General features: G+C 69.3%; 14 protein-coding genes. 8 read left to right on the top strand and 6 right to left on the bottom strand.

Annotated elements, in window-relative coordinates; genetic code table 11:
* The first annotated feature begins 20 nt into the window (after window positions 1–20).
* From ACOMD9_RS12345 to ACOMD9_RS12330, 4 genes are all read left to right on the top strand, one after another.
* Entirely contained in the window at window positions 21–266 is a 246-nt protein-coding gene (locus ACOMD9_RS12345) for a YheV family putative zinc ribbon protein (RefSeq protein WP_421415274.1), read from the top strand.
* Between the two features lie 2 nt (window positions 267–268).
* The gene (locus ACOMD9_RS12340) at window positions 269–1,987 is read left to right on the top strand and encodes a Na/Pi cotransporter family protein (protein WP_421415273.1); all 1,719 of its coding nucleotides are present in this window, start codon (window positions 269–271) and stop codon (window positions 1,985–1,987) included.
* A gap of 283 nt (window positions 1,988–2,270) precedes the next feature.
* Window positions 2,271–3,254 (top strand): TAXI family TRAP transporter solute-binding subunit, encoded by a 984-nt coding sequence (locus ACOMD9_RS12335; RefSeq protein ID WP_421415271.1) that lies wholly within the window; start codon window positions 2,271–2,273, stop codon window positions 3,252–3,254.
* 96 nt (window positions 3,255–3,350) lie between these two features.
* Window positions 3,351–5,546: a TRAP transporter permease gene (locus tag ACOMD9_RS12330; RefSeq protein WP_421415270.1), complete on the top strand. Its 2,196-nt coding sequence runs from the start codon at window positions 3,351–3,353 to the stop codon at window positions 5,544–5,546.
* 184 nt (window positions 5,547–5,730) lie between these two features.
* Here ACOMD9_RS12330 and metF read toward each other — a convergent pair whose 3' ends face one another.
* Together metF and yddG are read right to left on the bottom strand one after the other, a co-directional pair.
* Window positions 5,731–6,573 (bottom strand): methylenetetrahydrofolate reductase [NAD(P)H], encoded by an 843-nt coding sequence (metF, locus tag ACOMD9_RS12325; RefSeq protein WP_421415268.1) that lies wholly within the window; start codon window positions 6,571–6,573, stop codon window positions 5,731–5,733.
* Window positions 6,574–6,736: 163 nt separating this feature from the next.
* Entirely contained in the window at window positions 6,737–7,624 is an 888-nt protein-coding gene (yddG, locus tag ACOMD9_RS12320; protein WP_421415266.1) for an aromatic amino acid exporter YddG, read from the bottom strand.
* Window positions 7,625–7,813: 189 nt separating this feature from the next.
* On the opposite strand from yddG, the gene ACOMD9_RS12315 reads away from it, so the two are divergent.
* Window positions 7,814–8,710 (top strand): AEC family transporter, encoded by an 897-nt coding sequence (locus ACOMD9_RS12315; RefSeq protein ID WP_421415300.1) that lies wholly within the window; start codon window positions 7,814–7,816, stop codon window positions 8,708–8,710.
* Here ACOMD9_RS12315 and ACOMD9_RS12310 read toward each other — a convergent pair.
* Window positions 8,671–9,417, bottom strand: a complete 747-nt coding sequence (locus tag ACOMD9_RS12310) for a helix-turn-helix transcriptional regulator (RefSeq protein WP_421415264.1) — start codon at window positions 9,415–9,417, stop codon at window positions 8,671–8,673. The genes ACOMD9_RS12315 and ACOMD9_RS12310 overlap by 40 nt on opposite strands.
* A 218-nt stretch (window positions 9,418–9,635) precedes the next feature.
* Between ACOMD9_RS12310 and ACOMD9_RS12305 the strand changes: the two genes are divergently transcribed.
* The gene (locus ACOMD9_RS12305; protein WP_421415262.1) at window positions 9,636–9,989 is read left to right on the top strand and encodes a DUF6152 family protein; all 354 of its coding nucleotides are present in this window, start codon (window positions 9,636–9,638) and stop codon (window positions 9,987–9,989) included.
* A gap of 9 nt (window positions 9,990–9,998) precedes the next feature.
* Window positions 9,999–10,457 carry a hypothetical protein gene (locus ACOMD9_RS12300; protein ID WP_421415261.1) on the top strand — a complete coding sequence of 153 codons (459 nt, stop codon included), beginning with the start codon at window positions 9,999–10,001 and terminating at the stop codon, window positions 10,455–10,457.
* 15 nt (window positions 10,458–10,472) lie between these two features.
* On the opposite strand, the gene ahcY is transcribed toward ACOMD9_RS12300, so the two are convergent.
* From ahcY to metK, 3 genes are all read right to left on the bottom strand, one after another.
* A complete protein-coding gene (gene ahcY, locus ACOMD9_RS12295) occupies window positions 10,473–11,882 on the bottom strand; it encodes an adenosylhomocysteinase (protein WP_421415260.1) in 1,410 nt (469 codons plus the stop codon).
* 65 nt (window positions 11,883–11,947) lie between these two features.
* A complete protein-coding gene (ligB, locus tag ACOMD9_RS12290) occupies window positions 11,948–13,648 on the bottom strand; it encodes an NAD-dependent DNA ligase LigB (RefSeq protein ID WP_421415259.1) in 1,701 nt (566 codons plus the stop codon).
* A gap of 93 nt (window positions 13,649–13,741) precedes the next feature.
* Window positions 13,742–14,962 (bottom strand): methionine adenosyltransferase, encoded by a 1,221-nt coding sequence (gene metK / locus ACOMD9_RS12285; protein WP_421415258.1) that lies wholly within the window; start codon window positions 14,960–14,962, stop codon window positions 13,742–13,744.
* A 228-nt stretch (window positions 14,963–15,190) separates the two neighbouring features.
* Here metK and tkt point away from each other — a divergent pair, with 228 nt between their 5' ends.
* Window positions 15,191–17,185, top strand: coding sequence for a transketolase (gene tkt / locus ACOMD9_RS12280; protein ID WP_421415256.1), 1,995 nt, complete (start codon window positions 15,191–15,193; stop codon window positions 17,183–17,185).
* Window positions 17,186–17,226: the final 41 nt, after the last annotated feature.

Raw genomic sequence — 17,226 nt, 5'->3', positions numbered from 1 at the left:
GTTCGCCATCAGGAGACACCATGGCTACCCAGAAACGCTTTATCGCCGGCGCCATCTGCCCGCGCTGCGCCGAGATGGACCGCATCCGCGCCTGGGAACAGAACGGCATCCGCTACCGGGAGTGCGTCAGCTGCGATTTCTTCGAGCAGCTGCCCATCGAGGACGAGACGCTGCCCGAGCTCGAGACCCGCGTCAGCCGCCCCCGTGAAGAACAGTCCCGGCAGGACTTCCAGCCGGTGAAGATCCTCGACCCCAAGGACCGCTGAGGGTGATCGGCCAGGGAGTGGCGACCGCCTTGCTGTCCCGCCGTCGGCAGCTCGAGGGGCTGGGCCTGACGGCGGCCGCCGCGCTGCTGCTGGCACGGCTCGACCTCGCCACCCTGGCCGCCGGACTGGGACTCTTCCTGTGGGGGATGAACCACCTGCAGGATGCCGTCAAGCGCCTCTCGGGAGGCACCCTGGACCGCTGGCTGCATGCCGCCACCGGCCAGACGGCACGCGCCATCGGCGTCGGCGCCCTGGCCACGGCCCTGGTGCAGTCCAGCTCACTGGTCACCCTGCTGGCGATGTCCTTCCTCGGCGCCGGCCTGGTCGCGCTGCCGGGCGCCATCGCCCTGCTGTTCGGGGCCAACCTGGGGACCACCACCGGGGCCTGGCTGATCGCCGCCTTCGGCCTGCGCTTCGACCTGGCCACCTTCGCCATGCCCTTCCTGGCCCTGGGACTGCTCGGCTCCCGGCTGCTGCAGGGCAGCCGAGCCGGTATCGCCGGACTGCTGCTCGGGGTGGGCCTGCTGTTCCTCGGTATCGATTTCATGAAGCTGGGCTTCGATGCCTGGCAGGATGGCCTGGCCCTCGACAGCCTGGCCGGCGAGCGCTTCTGGCACTGGCCGCTGTTCGTCGTGTTCGGCATCATCGCCACCGTGGTGATGCAGTCGAGCCACGCCACCCTGCTGATCATCCTCGCGGCCCTGGCGAGCGGACAGCTTCCCTACCTGCCGGCACTCGCCATCGCCATCGGTGCCAACATCGGCACCACCATCACCGCCGTGCTCGGGGCCCTGGCCGCCGGCTTCGCCGCCCGCCGCCTGGCGGGTGCCCACGTGGTCTTCAACCTGGTCACCGCCTGTGTGGCCCTGGCACTGCTGGTCCCGCTGGCCTGGCTGGTGGATCTCCTGGCCGCGATGGTCGGCCTGGCGGAGACCGCCTGGCCACTGAAGCTGGCGCTATTCCATACCCTGTTCAACGTGCTCGGCATCGTGCTGATGCTGCCGCTGATCCCGCGCCTGGCCGGAGCCCTGGAACGCCTCTTCCCCGAACCCGGACGGCTGCCCCCGGCCCAGGCCCGCTACCTGGACACCACCGCCCTGCAGCACGCCGACACCGCCCTGGCCGCCATCGAACAGGAGTGCCGACGCCTCGACCGCCGGGCCTATCACCTGCTCTGTGCGGCCATACTGATGCCCAGTGGCGAGGTAATCGGTCACCCACCCAGCCAGGCGGTGGCCCGCACCCCCATCGACCCCGAGGGCTGGCCGGCGGTGAATGCCCGCTACCATGAGCGCATCAAGCCGCTGCTCGCCGAGATCCTCGACTTCTACGCCCGTATCGACGCCCCCCTGACGGCGTCACAGCAGGCGCGCCTCGAGTCGCTCCATGCCCGTACCCTGCGCATGGTCGAGGCGGTGCGCTTCGGCGAGGTGCTGCAACGCAGCCTGCTGCGTCATGCGGCACCGGCCAGCCCGTTACGCGAGGCACACGACGACCTGCGCCTGGCGCTGGCCGAGGGCCTCAACCGGCTGGCCAGTGACCCCGAGGCCCGGGACATCACCACGCCACTCGACGAGGTACGCCGCCACTGGCAGCAGGAACTCGCCGAGCGGCTGCGCGAGCATCGCCTCGATCCCTGGCACGCCTCCTCCCTGATGAACGACCTCCACCAGGCGAGCCGGCTGATGGCCGCCCTGGTCGGCCCTCCCCCGCCCGCCTGACGAACCGTGCGGATTTCCGCACATTCCATTGCTGGTCGAGTGCGGGGTTCCAGCCATCATCCGCCTGCCGCCTTTAGACCTTCGTCGAGAACGAATTCTGCAATACATTGATATTAAGCGGCTTTCAGATGCCTGGCCCACACCTTGCTATATTTACTGGTGTTGAATGCATCACCTTGTCTGGTTCCAGGCAGGCTTCGGCGACAGCTGCCACAATGACCTGGCGACTTGCCCATCGCCTGCCGATCGGATGAATAACCACAACCGCAACGGGAGATACGCCATGCGTAATGTCACCACCACTGCACTCGCCGGCACCCTGGCCGGCGCCCTGCTGGTCGCCGCGGCCTCGGCCCACGCCGACCGTTCCGAGTGGCCGGAGAACTTCACCGTGGGCACCGCCAGCCAGGGGGGGACCTACTTCGTGTACGGCTCCGGCTGGGCCAACCTGATCGCCGACGAGCTGGACCTGTCCGGCGGCGGCGAGGTCACCGGCGGCCCGACCCAGAACCTGGCACTGGTGCACAGCGGCGACGTGGCCTTCGGCCTGACCACCATGGGTCCGGCCTCCGACGCGGTGAAGGGCGAGAGCCCGCTGGCCCCGGGCGTGCCCATGGACAACGTCTGTGCGCTCTTCCCGATGTACGAGACCCCGTTCTCCATCACCGCCCTGTCCAGCACCGGCATCACCTCCATTTCCGACATCCCCGATGGCGCCCGCATCGGCTTCGGCCCGGCGGCCTCCACGTCCGATACCTACTTCCCGGCGATCCTCGAAGAGCTGGGGGTGGACTTCGATCGCCGCAACGGTGGCTGGACCGATCTCGGCGGCCAGCTGCAGGACGGCCTGCTCGACGTCATCGCCTTCGCGGCCGGCATCCCGATTCCTGCCGTCAGCCAGCTCGAGGTGCAGACCGACGTGAACATCATCGAGTTCACCGAGGAGGAACAGGCCAAGGTCCTCGAGAACTTCCCGGTCGCCCCCTTCCAGATCCCGGCCAGCACCTACACCACCCTGGAGGAGGATGCCCGTGCCGTCTCCATGTGGAACTTCGCCATCGCCCGCTGCGACCTGCCGGAAGACTTCGTCTACGAAGTGACCAAGGTCACCATGGAGAACAACGACAAGATGCGTAACGTGCATCGCAGTGCCGAGACCACCATCCCGGAGAACGTGGTACACAACAGCGTCCTGCCCTTCCACCCGGGCGCCGCACGCTGGTACGAGGAGAACGGCCACGAGATCGACGCGTCCCTGATCAAGTAAGCCGCCGCACGCTCCTGCCATCATGCCCCGTACCGGCCCGCCCGGTGCGGGGCATGCTCAGCTTCCCACCGCTTCACACTCAAGGGTGCATCCCCCATGAGCAACACACCCGACACCCGCCCAGGTGGCGAGGATGAACTCCACGACAAGGCGCCAGAGACCATCGCCGACGGCGTCGACGAGGAGGTCGTCGAGTCCAACCGGCGCATGTACACCCACTGGCGGTGGCTGCTGTTCGCCGCCCTGGCCATCGCCTACTCCAGCTTCCATCTGATCTCGCTCAACGTCTATCCGATGGAGACCTGGTCGTTTCGCATCGTGCATATCGCCGGTGCCCTGATTCTCGGCTACGGCCTCTATACCGGCGCGCGCTTCGCCGAACCGCACGAGGCCCGCCCGGCCGGCCGCTGGCTCTCCCTCGCCAGCTATGCCCTGCTGCTGCCGGCACTCTATGCCCTGCTCCAGGTCTTCCTGATGCAGCGCGAGATGAGCGGGGGGGCCATGCGCATCGACCCCGCCGTCGAGACCTGGCACTTCGGCTATCCGCTGATCTTCGCCACCGCCGCGGCCATCGTCATCTCCTGGTTCCATCGCCAGGCTCGCGAGCGGCTCTGCCCGGCCGACCTGGTGCTGATGGTCGCCGCCCTGGCCAGTGCCGGCTACCTGCTGGTGATGTACAACAGCCCGCTGCGCGCCTCCACCGGCACGGCCTTCGCGCCCATCGGCATCTCCTGGGCGGCCATCGCCGGCTCACTGCTGATCCTCGAGCTGACGCGCCGCGTGGCGGGCCTCGCACTGGTGGTGATCTCCGCGATCTTCCTGATCTACGTCTTCGCCGGACCGCTGCTGCCCGGCTTCCTCGGCTATCCGGGCCTGTCGCTGAACCGGTTCTTCAGCCAGGTATACACCGATGCCGGGATCCTCGGCCCGACCACTGCGGTGTCGTCGACCTACATCATCCTCTTCATCATCTTCGCCGCCTTCCTGCAGGCCTCCAAGGTGGGTGACTACTTCGTCAACTTCGCCTTCGCCGCGGCCGGCCGCGCCCGGGGCGGCCCCGCCAAGGTGTCGATCTTCGCCTCGGGGCTGATGGGCATGATCAACGGCACCAGTGCCGGCAACGTGGTCTCCACCGGCTCGCTGACCATCCCGCTGATGAAGAAGGTGGGCTATCCCGCCAGGAGCGCCGGGGCCATCGAGGCTGCCGCCTCCACCGGCGGCCAGATCATGCCGCCGATCATGGGCGCCGGCGCCTTCATCATGGCCGAGATCACCGGAATTCCCTACACCGAGATCGCGGTAGCGGCCCTGATTCCCGCCATTCTCTACTTCGCCTCGGTCTACTTCATGGTGGACTTCGAGGCGGCCCGCAAGGGCATGCGCGGCATGCGCAAGGAGGAGATCCCGCTGTTCTCGAAGCTGGTCAAGCAGGTCTACCTGTTCGCGCCGATCATCATCCTGATCGCGGCCCTGTTCATGGGCTACTCGGTGATCCGTGCCGGCACCCTGGCCACCGCCTCGGCCGCCGTGGTGAGCTGGTTCTCGCCTAACAAGATGGGCATTGCGGCGATCCTCCGGGCCCTGCAGCTGGCCGGCACCATGGCCATCCAGATCATCGCGGTCTGTGCCTGCGCCGGCCTGATCGTCGGCGTCATCTCGCTGACCGGGGTCGGCGCGCGCTTCTCGTCGCTGCTGCTGGGCCTGGCCGGCGTCAGCCAGCTGCTGGCCCTGTTCTTCGCCATGTGCATCTCGATCCTGCTCGGCATGGGCATGCCCACCACCGCGGCCTACGCCGTGGCCGCCTCGGTGGTCGCCCCGGGCCTGATCAATATCGGCATCCAGCCGCTGGTGGCACACTTCTTCGTGTTCTACTTCGCGGTGGTGTCGGCGATCACGCCGCCGGTGGCGCTGGCCTCCTATGCCGCGGCGGGCATCTCCGGTGCCAACGCCATGCAGACATCTGTGACCTCCTTCAAGGTCGGGCTGGCGGCCTTCATCGTCCCCTTCATGTTCTTCTACAGCCCGGCGATGCTGATGGAAGGCACCTGGATACAGATCCTGCGCGTGGGCGTGACCGCCACCCTGGGCATCGTGCTGCTGGCCGCCACCGTCCAGGCCTGGTTCTTCGGGCCGGTCAAGGCGTGGATGCGCCTGGTGATGCTCACCGGTGCCATGTTCATGATCTACGGCGGCATCTACACCGACATCGCGGGACTGGCCATCGGCGGGGGGCTGTTCATGCTGCAGCGCGGCTCCCATGGCGGTGGAGCGAAACCGGTCGCCTCCGGCTGACCTCACGGCAACACCGATGCAGCAGCAGAAGGGCTCCGCCGATGGCGGAGCCCTTCTGTTCATGGCATGCCCGGCGGCGTGTCAGCCGGTGATATTGTCGAGGACCCTCAGGGTCGGCCTGGCCTGGTTGAGGCCGGCGCAAAGAGGGAAGTGCAGCCGGGCTGCACACCCGGCCATGCCCGGTTCAACCGCAGATATTATCCAGCACCTTCAGGGTCGGCCTGGCCTGATTGAGGGTATAGAAATGCAGGCCCGGGGCACCGCCATCGAGCAGCCGCTGGCACAGCCGCGACACGACCTCCTCGCCGAAGTCGGCGATGGCCTCGCTGTCGTCGCCGTAGGCCTCGAGCTGCTTGCGGATCCAGCGCGGGATCTCGGCACCGCAGGCATCGGAGAAGCGTGCCAGCTTGGTGTAGTTGGTGATCGGCATGATGCCCGGCACGATCGGCGCCTCGACACCCAGGGCACGGGCGCGCTCCACGAAGTGGAAATAGGCGTCGGCACTGAAGAAGTACTGGGTGATGGCGAGGTCGGCCCCGGCCTTCATCTTGCGCGCGAAGTTCACGAGGTCATGCTCGAAGCTCGGCGCCTGGGGGTGCGACTCCGGATAGGCGGCCACGGCGATCTCGAAGTGGTCGCCGGTCTCCTCGCGGATGAATTCGACCAGCTCGTTGGCGTAGCGCAGCTCGCCGATCCCCCCCATGCCCGAGGGCAGGTCGCCGCGCAGGGCCACCAGGCGGTCGATGCCCTCCTCCCGGTAGCGGGCGAGCAGCTCGCGCAGCCGCGCCTTCTCGCTGCCGATGCACGACAGGTGCGGGGCGGTGGTGATGCCCGACTGGCGAACGGCCTGCACGGTATGCAGGGTACGGTCCTGGGTGGAACCGCCCGCCCCGTAGGTGACCGAGAAGAATCGAGGCCGCCGCTCGGCCAGGGCATCCCGCACCCCCATCAGCTTGTCGCGCCCCGCCTCGGTATTGGGCGGAAAGAACTCGAAGCTGATGCCCAGTGGATGCTGCTGTGTGCTCATCGATTCAACCCTCATCGGCCGCCGGTCTCGGGCGACCCTGCTCTGTCATTGACGTAACCGTATCGGTGATAGGGTCGCATTGTGCCGACCGGGGGCTCCCCCGGCCAATGAAAGTTTCCGGCCGGCTGCATGAATGAAATCGATACAACCGACCGGACGACCCTCAACCGGCCCGGGGCCAGCGCAGCCGCCCGCTGCCGACCAGCATGCCCAGGGTGATCAGCGCCGCGGCCACCGCCAACAGCGGCGAGGCGGAGGCATACCCCGCCGCGATCAGCACCAGGGTCGAGAGCAGCGGCGTGAAGTAGGCCAGCAGGCCCAGCAGGCGCAGGTCGCCATGCTTCACCCCCAGGTCCCAGGTGAAGAAGGCGCTGCCCACCGGCCCCAGGCCCAGACCGATCACCCCCAGCCACCCGATCCCCTGGGGCCAGCGGCTCGGCTCGAAGAGCAGATGGCACAGCCCCGCCAGCAGCGCCGTGGCCAGGCAGAAGCCGCCGACGGCGGCGGTCGGCACGCCACGGGTGGCCCGCGACAGCACCGAATAGCCGCTCCACACGAAGGCGCAGGCGAAGGCCGCGGCGTAGCCCAGCGCGCTGCCGCCGACATCCACGTCGCCGCCGACCAGCAGCGCCGCCCCGGCGAAGCCCAGCAGCGCGCCGACGAGATGAATCGCCTTCAAGCGCTCCCCGGGCAGCAGCGCCACGAGGATCACGATCAGCAGCGGCCACAGGTAGCTGATCAGCCCGGCGTTGGCCGGGGGTGCGTTCTGCTGGGCGACGAAATAGAGCGCGTGGTAGCCGAAGAGCCCGCCCACCCCCAGCGCCCAGATCGCCGGCGGCTGCCGGAGCGGCGCCACCAGCGACTCGCCGCGCAGCCCGAGCCACAGCGCGAAGCAGGCGAAGGCGATGGCGAAGGCCAGGGCGGTGAGCAGGAAGGGGGGCACCGGACCGGCGAGCTGGGTCAGCGTCGCCAGCAGGGCCCAGTTGAGCACGGTGGTGGCGCCGATGAGGGTGGCACGGGAGTCGGGAGCGGGGAGGCTGGCAGCGGTCATGATGGCATCGTACAACAGGCAAGGGAGAGGCCAGCCTGCCAGACGCGGCGCGCCGGCGACTTGTCGAATCCTGATCCCTTGCCTGCCCCCTGACAGCGTGGCCGTCGACAGGCATGATGGGCCTCTTTACATGCGAGATTTGCGATCGTGGAACTCGACCTCGGTGCCACCCTGCTGGGCCCCCTGTGGATGCTGCTGGCCTTCGTCGGCCTGGGCTGGCTCTGTGCGCGACGCCTGGCCATCGACCCGCGGCCCATCGCCACCCTGCTGATCTACATCATCGCCCCGCTGACCTTCTTTCGCGGCCTGACCCTGGGAGGCCCCACGCCGGGATACCTGCTGCTGACCCTGGGGCTGTTCCTGGTGGCCAGCCTGATCGCCATCACGGTCAGCCGCCTGGCGCAGCCCTTCTTCCCCGCCCAGGAGGCCGCGGTACTGGCGTTTTCCGCCGGCACCGGCAACACCGGCTACTTCGGGCTGCCCATCGCCATGGTGCTGCTGCCGCCGGAGGGCGTGACCCAGTACCTGTTCTGCCTGCTCGGCATCACCCTCTACGAATTCACGGTGGGCTACTACCTGAGTGCCCGGGGGCAGTTCTCGGTGCGCCAGAGCCTGGCCAAGATCGCCCGCCTGCCGCTCGTCTATGCCTTCCTGGCGGCGCTGCTGGTCAGCGGCCTGGGGCTCGCGGTACCGGCGGCGGTGATGGCGGGCCTCGACGTCTTCCCCTCGACCTACACCCTGCTGGGCATGATGATCATCGGCATGACGCTGGGCCGGGTCTCCATCCGGGAGTTCGACATGCGCTTCATCGGCGCCTGCGTGGTCGTGCGCTACGGCCTGTGGCCGCTGCTCGCCGGCGTCGCGGTGCTCGCCCTGCAGGCCACCCTGGGCATCTCCGAAACGCTGGCCCTGGCGCTGTTGCTGGTCGGCGTGGTGCCGATGGCCGCCAATGTGGTGGTGGTGGCCATGGAACTCGCGATCCGCCCGGAGAAGGGCGCCATCGCCGTGCTCCTGACCACCCTGGCCGCCCCCCTGCTGATACCGCTCTACCTGGCGGGGCTGCTGTGGCTCACCGGCCTGCAATGAAGGCGGCGCCACTGGCGGGGCGAGACGCCATGCCGCGTACGGAAGACCCGAGAGAAGTGCGCCGCGTCGGCGAAACCGCAGGCCAGGGCGATCTCGGTGAGGCTGGCGCTCGACTCGCGCATCCGTTCCCGCGCCAGCCGCAGGCGCCGCGCCACCAGCCAGGCATGCGGTGACTGGCCGGTGAGCGCACGGAACTGGCGGGCGAAGGCGGCCTCCGCCAGGTGACAGCGGTTCGCCCAGTCACGCACCCGCCATGGCCTGGCCAGGTCGGCCTCGATCTCGGGCAGCAGCCGCAACAGTCGCAGCCGCGGCTCGTGCACGCACGCTGCCGCCTCCCCCAGCACCTCGCTCAGCCAACCCGCCAGCGCCGGGACGTCGCGGGCCCCGAGCCCCACCCCCCGGGCCGCCAGCGCCGCCGGCAAGCGCCGCGGCCGGCCCTCGAACAGCGCCTCCAGCCGCAGCGCCTCGCACCAGGCCACCGGCAGGTCCAGCACCAGGGTGGCGTTGTCTCGCGGCGCCAGGTAGTGATGCTCGTCGCCCGCCGCGACCGGCGCCAGCACCCCCGGCTCGACCCGCACGCCACGACCGCCCGCCTCGAGCTCCACGCAGCCTTCCAGACCCAGCAGGAGCTGGTGAAAGGCGTGGCGATCGGTGAGCGCGCGGTCGGGGTAGGCACGCGTCTCGATGACGGGGCGGGCCACGCTCATGGGGCAAACCTCTGATGATCGGCCGAACACGAATATCACGGGCGCCGGATGACACCCACGGCCTTATTCTGGCACAGCTCACCGACGGAGGCGCCTCCTCGCAGACCTGTCGACGGATCCGCCTCGAGTGCAAGCTGACAGCGATAGTCCCGGGCCCACCTTGCAGCTCATCTGGGTGCGACTAGCCTGAAGGTGAACCCACGGGGGAGGAATCGACCATGCGACGGCGATCCTTGTTGCTGGCTGTCCTGGGCGCCCTGCTGCTGGTCATCTCGCCGGCACAGGCCCACCACGGCTGGACCGGTGGCGAGACCATCGAGCTCACCGGCACCATCACCGCGGCGCGCCTGGGCAATCCCCACGGCGAGCTGACCCTCGACGTGGAGGGCGAGCCGTGGACGGTGGAGGTGGGCCAGCCCTGGCGCAATGCGCGGGCCGGCCTGGCGGACGGCGACCTCGCCGAAGGCGTCGAGCTACGCGTCTCGGGCGAGCACGCCGGCGAACGGCTGATGAAGGCCGAGCAGCTGTGGATCGGTGACGCCCACTACGTGCTCTATCCCGGGCGCATCTGAGACCCGCGGGTGGAAGAGCTGCTGGCCCGGCTGGCCGACACCCCGCTCGCCGACTGGATGCGACTGTCACGCTGGGGCTATGCCGGCGTCAATGCGCTGCATGTGCTGGGCATCGCCCTGCTGGTGGGCGCCATCGTACCCCTCGACCTGCGCCTGCTCGGGTGGCGGCGCCGGCTGTCGCTGAAGACGCTGGGGCAAGCGCTGCAGCCGGTGGCCGTCACCGGGTTGCTGCTGGCGCTCGGCACGGGCGCACTGCTGTTCCTCGCCGATCCCACCGGCTATGCCGCCACGCCGCTGTTCCTTCTCAAGCTGGCCCTGATCGGCCTGGCTATCGCCAATGCGCTCGCCCTCAACCTGGGCCCGGGGCTGGCCGGCGCCGCGCCCCGGCGGCTGCGCCTCGCCGGGGCGCTATCGCTGGGGCTGTGGATCGCCGCCCTGATGAGCGGCCGTTTCCTCGCCTTCGTCTAATCCCGAGAATAGTCCCTAGTAGCGGTAGCTGTCGGGCTTGAAGGGCCCTTCCGGCGACAGGCCGGTGTACTCGGCCTGGGCCGCGGTCATGCGGGTGATCACCCCGCCGAAGCCCTCGACCATGTAGCGGGCCACCTCCTCGTCGAGATGACGCGGCAGCACGGTGACCGCCAGCGCCTCGCGCTTCTCGTCGCCGGGCAGTTCGGCGAAGCGCCTCTCGAAGAGGTGGAGCTGCGCCAGCACCTGGTTGGCGAAGGAGCCGTCCATGACCCGCGAGGGATGGCCGGTGGCATTGCCCAGGTTCACCAGGCGCCCCTCGGAGAGCAGGATCAGGTAGTCGTCGCTGTCGGGATCGAAGTCGCCCGGAGTGCTGTCGCGGTAGATCTTGTGCACCTGCGGCTTGACCTCCTCCCAGTGCCACCGGCGGCGCATGTGGGCGGTATCGATCTCGCTGTCGAAGTGGCCGATGTTGCACACCACCGCGCCCTTCTTCAGCGCCTCGAGCATGGCGGCGTCGCAGGCGTGGATATTGCCGGTGGCGGTGACCACCAGGTCGATCCTGCCGAGCAGGGCACGGTCGACGCCCTGCGCCCCGCGGTTGATGCCGTCGACATAGGGCGAGACCACCTCGAAGCCGTCCATGCAGGCCTGCATGGCGCAGATCGGGTCGATCTCGGCGATCCTGACGATCATGCCCTCCTGGCGCAGCGAGGCCGCCGAGCCCTTCCCCACGTCGCCATAGCCCACCACCAGCGCCTGCTTGCCGGCCAGCAGGTGGTCCAGGCCGCGCTTGATGGCGTCACTGAGCGAGTGGCGGCAGCCGTACTTGTTGTCGTTCTTCGACTTGGTCACGGCATCGTTGACGTTGATCGCCGGCACCCTGAGGGTGCCGTCGCGCAGCATCTCCTGCAGGCGATGCACCCCGGTGGTGGTCTCCTCGGAGATACCGTGCACGGCATCGAGCAGTTCGGGGCGCTTGTCGTGCAGCAGTGCCGTCAGGTCACCGCCGTCGTCGAGTACCAGGTTGGGCGTCCAGCCATCGGGGCCCTCCACCGTCTGCTCGATGCACCACCAGAACTCCTCCTCCGTCTCGCCCTTCCAGGCGAACACCGGGATGCCCGCCGCGGCGATGGCGGCCGCCGCATGGTCCTGGGTGGAGAAGATGTTGCACGACGACCAGCGCACCGTCGCGCCCAGGTCGACCAGGGTCTCGATCAGCACCGCGGTCTGGATGGTCATGTGGATGCAGCCGGCGATGCGCGCGCCGGCCAGCGGCCGCTGCTCGCGGTACTTTTCGCGGATCCTCATCAGCGCCGGCATCTCGGTCTCGGCGATGCGGATCTCGCGTCGGCCCCAATCGGCCAGGGAGATATCGGCCACCTTGTAGTCCCGGGCCTGCACGGCGGATACGGCGGACTGGCTCATGCGTCACCTCTTCTCCAAGCGAAAAGCGAGACCTTCACTATAGGCAGGGAGCCAGAGCGCGACAATCAACGCGCAAACCCCTCGACACCGGCCTCGCCCAGCCGCCCCGCCAGCCGCTGCACCTCGGGATGGGCGAAGAAGTCGGCCAGTGCCGCGGCCCGTTCCGGCCCCACTCCCGGCAGCGCGAGCCAGTCCGCCTCGCGGCGCTCGGCCAGCCCGGCCCAGTGCGCGTCCTCCCCGGCCCCGACCCCGGGCGGCGGGCCGAGGGCCGCCAGCCAGTCGGCGAAGGCGCGCCGCCGCGCCGCGTGGAAGGCCGCAAGCAGCTGCTCGGCCCGGGTCTCGCCGATGCCCGGCACCTCGACCAGCGTCGTGGCGTCCAGCGCCATCCAGGCCAGCAGGTCATCGAGCAGCCCGGCATCCAGCAGCCCTTGCCAGGTGGCGGGGCCGACCCCCGGCAGGTCGAGCCCCTGCCGACCGGCGAGCCAGGCCAGTCGCTCGAGGAACTGCCCTTCGCAGCCCGGGGTCGGTCGCCAGCAGCTGAGCGCATGGAACGCCTCCTCGTCGGGCGGCGTCACCCCTGGGCGCTCCGCCCCCCGCCATACCACCCCGTCGAGGCGCGGGATGGTCAGCCCCGCCAGGACGATGGCCACCCGGTCGCCGGGACGGATGTCGAGCGCCCGCCAGCGCGGGAGCGACCCCACGCTCACCCGACGGATGACGCGGTCGTCCAGCCGGACGGGGACCAGGTGCAGCAGAGGGGTGATGCGGCCGGTGCGGCCGATGCGGAATTCGACACCACGCACCTCCGCCAGGGCCTCTCGGGGAGGATGCTTCCAGGCCACCGCCCAGTCGGGAGGCTCGGCTCGCCACTCGCTGCCGGCCGGGCGGCTCCCCTGGCGCAGTACCACCCCGTCGGTGGCAAAGGGCAGCGGCTCCCGGTACCAGGCCTCCCGCCACCGTTCGACCTCGTCGAGCGTGGCGACCGGCCGGGTCAGCGTGGCGCTGTCGGCGAATCCCATGCCGGCCAGGCCCTCGAGCCGCTCGACCATGGACGCCGGGCCGGTCGGCCAGTCCCAGACGAAGAGCCCGATGCGGGCGGCGTCGGCGTCGCCGAGGGCGTGGCGGGCCAGCAGCCCGGCCACCTCGCCGCGAGCACCGGCACCCCCCTGCTCGGCCTGCACATGGTCCTCCAGCCGCAGGTAGAGCTCGCCCTGCAGCACCAGCGAGCCGCTGGCTTCCAGGCGCTCGGGCACGGCAGGCATCCGCCGTACCCGGGCGGTCCAGTCCTGGCCATGATGGCCATTGCCGCGACTGATCGCCCTGGCCAGTCGCCCCTCCTCGTAGACCAGGGTCACCGCCACCCCGTCCACCTTGGGCTGGACCCAGGCATCGTCGCGACGCACCAGCCAGGCCCCCACTTCCCGGGCATCGGCGAGCTTGGCCAGGCCCGTCTGGGGCACCGGATGAGCGACCTCGCCGGCCGCCCGGGGCGGCGAGGGCCGCTCCCGGGCGGTCGGCACCCCATCGGGAAAGCAGCGGCGCCAGAGGTCGAAGCGGCCTCGGGCCTGATCATAGAGATCATCGCTGACCAGTGACTCCCCGCGGCGGTAGTAGGCGTCGTCCCACTCGGCCAGCCGCTGCTCCAGCGCAGCCAGCTCGCGTTCGGCGCGTGGCGCCGGCCAGTCGGGGCAGGTATCGGCTCGCGACGGCGTGGCGGCCAGCACGGCGACCAGCCACCAGCCGGCGAGGATCACCAGGGTTGGCATGGCGGACATCCTTGAACGGGCGATGCCCTGACCATAGCAACAGGCCCCGCGCGGCGAAGCCGGCGGGGCCTGTCATCTGCTGTAGGCGATCGCCTACAGTCCCGCGGCCTGGCGCAGGGCCTGGGCCCTGTCGACCTTCTCCCAGGGAAAGGCGGTGAAGGTCTCGGACTGCTCCTGCCCCTGGTTGTCGGTCCAGGTGTAGGTGGTCTCGAAGGGCTCGCGGCCGAAGTGGCCATAGGCCGCGGTCAGCTGGTACATGGGGTGCAGCAGGTCGAGCATGCGGGTGATGGCGTTGGGCCGCAGGTCGAAGTGCTCGCGCACCAGCTCGATGATGCGCTCGTCATCGACCCGGCCGGTGCCGAAGGTGTTGATCGAGACCGAGGTGGGCTCGGCCACGCCGATGGCGTAGGAGACCTGGATCTCGCACTTGTCGGCCAGCCCCGCCGCGACGATGTTCTTGGCCACGTAGCGCCCGGCATAGGCCGCGCTGCGGTCGACCTTGGAGGGGTCCTTGCCGGAGAAGGCGCCGCCGCCGTGGCGCGCCATGCCGCCGTAGGTGTCGACGATGATCTTGCGCCCGGTCAGGCCGCAGTCGCCCACCGGGCCGCCGATGACGAACTTGCCGGTGGGGTTGATGTGGTAGCGGGTCGACTCGGTGAGCCACGCCTCGGGAATCACCTGCTCGATGATCTCGCGCCTGACCATCAAGCGCAGCTCCTCCTGGTCGATGCCCGGGTCATGCTGGGTGGAGAGCACCACGGCATCCACGCCGCAGGGCTTGCCGGCCTCGTCGTAGCGGAAGGTGACCTGGCTCTTGGCGTCCGGGCGCAGCCAGGGCAGCAGGCCGTGCTTGCGCAACTCCGCCTGGCGCTCCACCAGCCGGTGGGCGTAGTGGATCGGTGCCGGCATGAAGGAGTCGGTCTCGTTGGTGGCGTAGCCGAACATCAGCCCCTGGTCGCCGGCCCCCTGGTCCTCGGGCTTGGCCCGGTCCACGCCCTGGGCGATGTCCATGCTCTGCTTGCCGATCAGGTTGAGCACGCCACAGGTCTCGCCGTCGAAGCCGACTTCCGAGGAGGTATAGCCGATGTCGAGGATCACCCGGCGCACCAGCTCCTCGAGATCGACCCAGGCCGAGGTGCTGATCTCGCCGGCGACGATCGCCACGCCGGTCTTGACCAGCGTCTCGCAGGCCACCCGGGCCTGCTTGTCACGGGCGATGATGGCATCCAGCACCGCATCGGAGATCTGGTCGGCGATCTTGTCCGGATGGCCCTCGGAAACGGACTCGGAAGTGAACAGGGAGTATTCGCTCATGGCGTCCTCGACCCTTTTGTAACGGCAATAGGCAGTCGCGAAGTCTACACCCTACCTTTATCTGCTGACAGCCGCCATTTGATGCCGACCGCCAAGTCGGCGACAATAGGCGCCCGATTCGACCGCGCCGCTCCATCCCGCGGCGTCACCCAGCCAGAGCGCCCGCCCGGCCAGCCACCCTGGCCCGGCTGCGCCATTGCATAATCTGCCGCAGGCGAGGAGCTACCCATGCCGTCCCGTTTCGAACTGGCCAATGCCATTCGCGCCCTCTCCATGGATGCCGTCCAGAAGGCCAAGTCCGGCCATCCCGGCGCGCCCATGGGCATGGCCGATATCGCCGAGGTACTGTGGAACGACTACCTGAAGCACAACCCGGCCGATCCGAAATGGCCCGACCGTGACCGCTTCGTGCTCTCCAACGGCCACGGCTCCATGCTGCTCTACTCGCTCCTGCACCTGACCGGCTACGACCTCGACCTCGAGCAGCTGCAGAACTTCCGCCAGCTCCACTCCAAGACCGCCGGTCACCCGGAATTCGGCTATGCCCCGGGCGTGGAGACCACCACCGGCCCCCTGGGCCAGGGCCTGGCCAACGCCGTGGGCATGGCGCTCGCCGAGAAGACCCTGGCGGCCCAGTTCAACCGCCCCGGCCACACCATCGTCGATCATTACACCTGGTGCTTCGTCGGCGACGGCTGCCTGATGGAGGGCATCTCCCACGAGGTCGCCTCGCTGGCCGGCACCCAGCAGCTGGGCAAGCTGATCACCTTCTATGACGACAACGGCATCTCCATCGACGGCGAGGTCGAGGGCTGGTTCACCGACGACACCGCCAAGCGCTTCGAGGCCTACGGCTGGCACGTGGTGCCCAATGTCGACGGCCACGACCCCGCGGCGGTCCAGGCCGCCATCGAGCTGGCACGCCAGCACGACGACAAGCCCAGCCTGATCATCTGCAAGACGGTGATCGGCTTCGGCGCCCCCAACAAGCAGGGCAAGGAGGAGTGCCACGGCGCCCCCCTGGGCGAGGACGAGGTGGCCGCGGCCCGCGAGCGGCTCGACTGGCCCCACGCGCCCTTCCACGTTCCCGAGGAGATCTACCGCGGCTGGGACGCCGAGGAACAGGGCCAGGCCCGCCAGGCCGAGTGGCAGGCGCGCTTCGACCGCTACGCCGAGGCCCACCCCGAGCTGGCCCGCGAGTTCCAGCGCCGCGTCCAGTGCAAGCTGCCCGCCGAGCTCCCCACCGAGCGGCTGGTCGAGCAGGCCCAGCAGCAGGGCGAGAGCATCGCCAGCCGCAAGGCCTCCCTGGCCTGCCTCAACGCGATCGGCCCGCAGCTGCCCGAGCTGCTCGGCGGCAGCGCCGACCTGGCGCCCTCCAACCTGACCTTCTGGAACGGCGCCAAGGCGATCAGCGCGGCCGAACCCGGCGGCAACTACCTGCACTACGGGGTACGCGAGTTCGGCATGGGCGCCATCATGAACGGCATCGTCCTGCACGGCGGCTTCATCCCCTACGGCGCCACCTTCCTGATCTTCATGGAGTACATGCGCAACGCCGTGCGCATGGCGGCACTGATGGGCAAGCGGGCCATCTATGTCTTCACCCATGACTCCATCGGCCTGGGCGAGGATGGCCCCACCCACCAGCCGATCGAGCAGCTCACCACCCTGCGTTCGACGCCGAACCTCTGCACCTGGCGCCCCTGTGATGCGGTGGAGACCGCCGCCGCCTGGGATGCCGCCCTCAAGCGCAACTCCGGCCCCACCGCCCTGGTGCTGTCACGCCAGAACCTGCCGCACCAGGAACGCACCAAGCCGCAGCTGGCCGAGATCCAGCGCGGCGCCTACGTGCTCAAGGACTGCGACGGCACGCCCGAGCTGATCCTGATCGCCACCGGCTCCGAGGTGGCCCTGGCCATGGACGCCGCCGCCGAGCTGGAGCAGGGCGGCCGTGCGGTTCGCGTGGTCTCCATGCCCTCGACCTACCGTTTCAACGGCCAGGACGCCGACTACCGCGAGCGCGTGCTGCCCCGGGCGGTGACCAAGCGGCTGGCCATCGAGGCCGGCCATGCCGACTACTGGTACAAGTACGTGGGCCTCGACGGCCGCGTGATCGGCATGACCACCTACGGCGAGTCCGCCCCTGCCGGCGACCTGTTCAAGCACTTCGGCTTCACCGTGGACAACGTGGTACGCCAGGCGAAGGAACTGCTCGACGCCTGATCCGGCAGGCCTCCCACGAAATGGACGGGCACGGCCACTTG

Source organism: Halomonas terrestris (assembly GCF_049166755.1).
In the GTDB taxonomy this organism is placed as follows: domain Bacteria; phylum Pseudomonadota; class Gammaproteobacteria; order Pseudomonadales; family Halomonadaceae; genus Halomonas.
Note: the sequence above shows the minus strand (reverse complement) of the source record. Positions and strands in the feature narration are given on the sequence as shown.

Coding starts and splice junctions, on each gene's coding strand:
- ACOMD9_RS12345 (WP_421415274.1), top strand. CDS start 21: ATGGCTACCCAGAAACGCTTTATCGCCGGCGCCATCTGCCCGCGCTGC.
- ACOMD9_RS12335 (WP_421415271.1), top strand. CDS start 2,271: ATGCGTAATGTCACCACCACTGCACTCGCCGGCACCCTGGCCGGCGCC.
- ACOMD9_RS12330 (WP_421415270.1), top strand. CDS start 3,351: ATGAGCAACACACCCGACACCCGCCCAGGTGGCGAGGATGAACTCCAC.
- metF (WP_421415268.1), bottom strand. CDS start 6,573: ATGAGCACACAGCAGCATCCACTGGGCATCAGCTTCGAGTTCTTTCCG.
- yddG (WP_421415266.1), bottom strand. CDS start 7,624: ATGACCGCTGCCAGCCTCCCCGCTCCCGACTCCCGTGCCACCCTCATC.
- ACOMD9_RS12315 (WP_421415300.1), top strand. CDS start 7,814: ATGCTGCTGGCCTTCGTCGGCCTGGGCTGGCTCTGTGCGCGACGCCTG.
- ACOMD9_RS12310 (WP_421415264.1), bottom strand. CDS start 9,417: ATGAGCGTGGCCCGCCCCGTCATCGAGACGCGTGCCTACCCCGACCGC.
- ACOMD9_RS12305 (WP_421415262.1), top strand. CDS start 9,636: ATGCGACGGCGATCCTTGTTGCTGGCTGTCCTGGGCGCCCTGCTGCTG.
- ahcY (WP_421415260.1), bottom strand. CDS start 11,882: ATGAGCCAGTCCGCCGTATCCGCCGTGCAGGCCCGGGACTACAAGGTG.
- ligB (WP_421415259.1), bottom strand. CDS start 13,648: ATGCCAACCCTGGTGATCCTCGCCGGCTGGTGGCTGGTCGCCGTGCTG.
- metK (WP_421415258.1), bottom strand. CDS start 14,962: ATGAGCGAATACTCCCTGTTCACTTCCGAGTCCGTTTCCGAGGGCCAT.
- tkt (WP_421415256.1), top strand. CDS start 15,191: ATGCCGTCCCGTTTCGAACTGGCCAATGCCATTCGCGCCCTCTCCATG.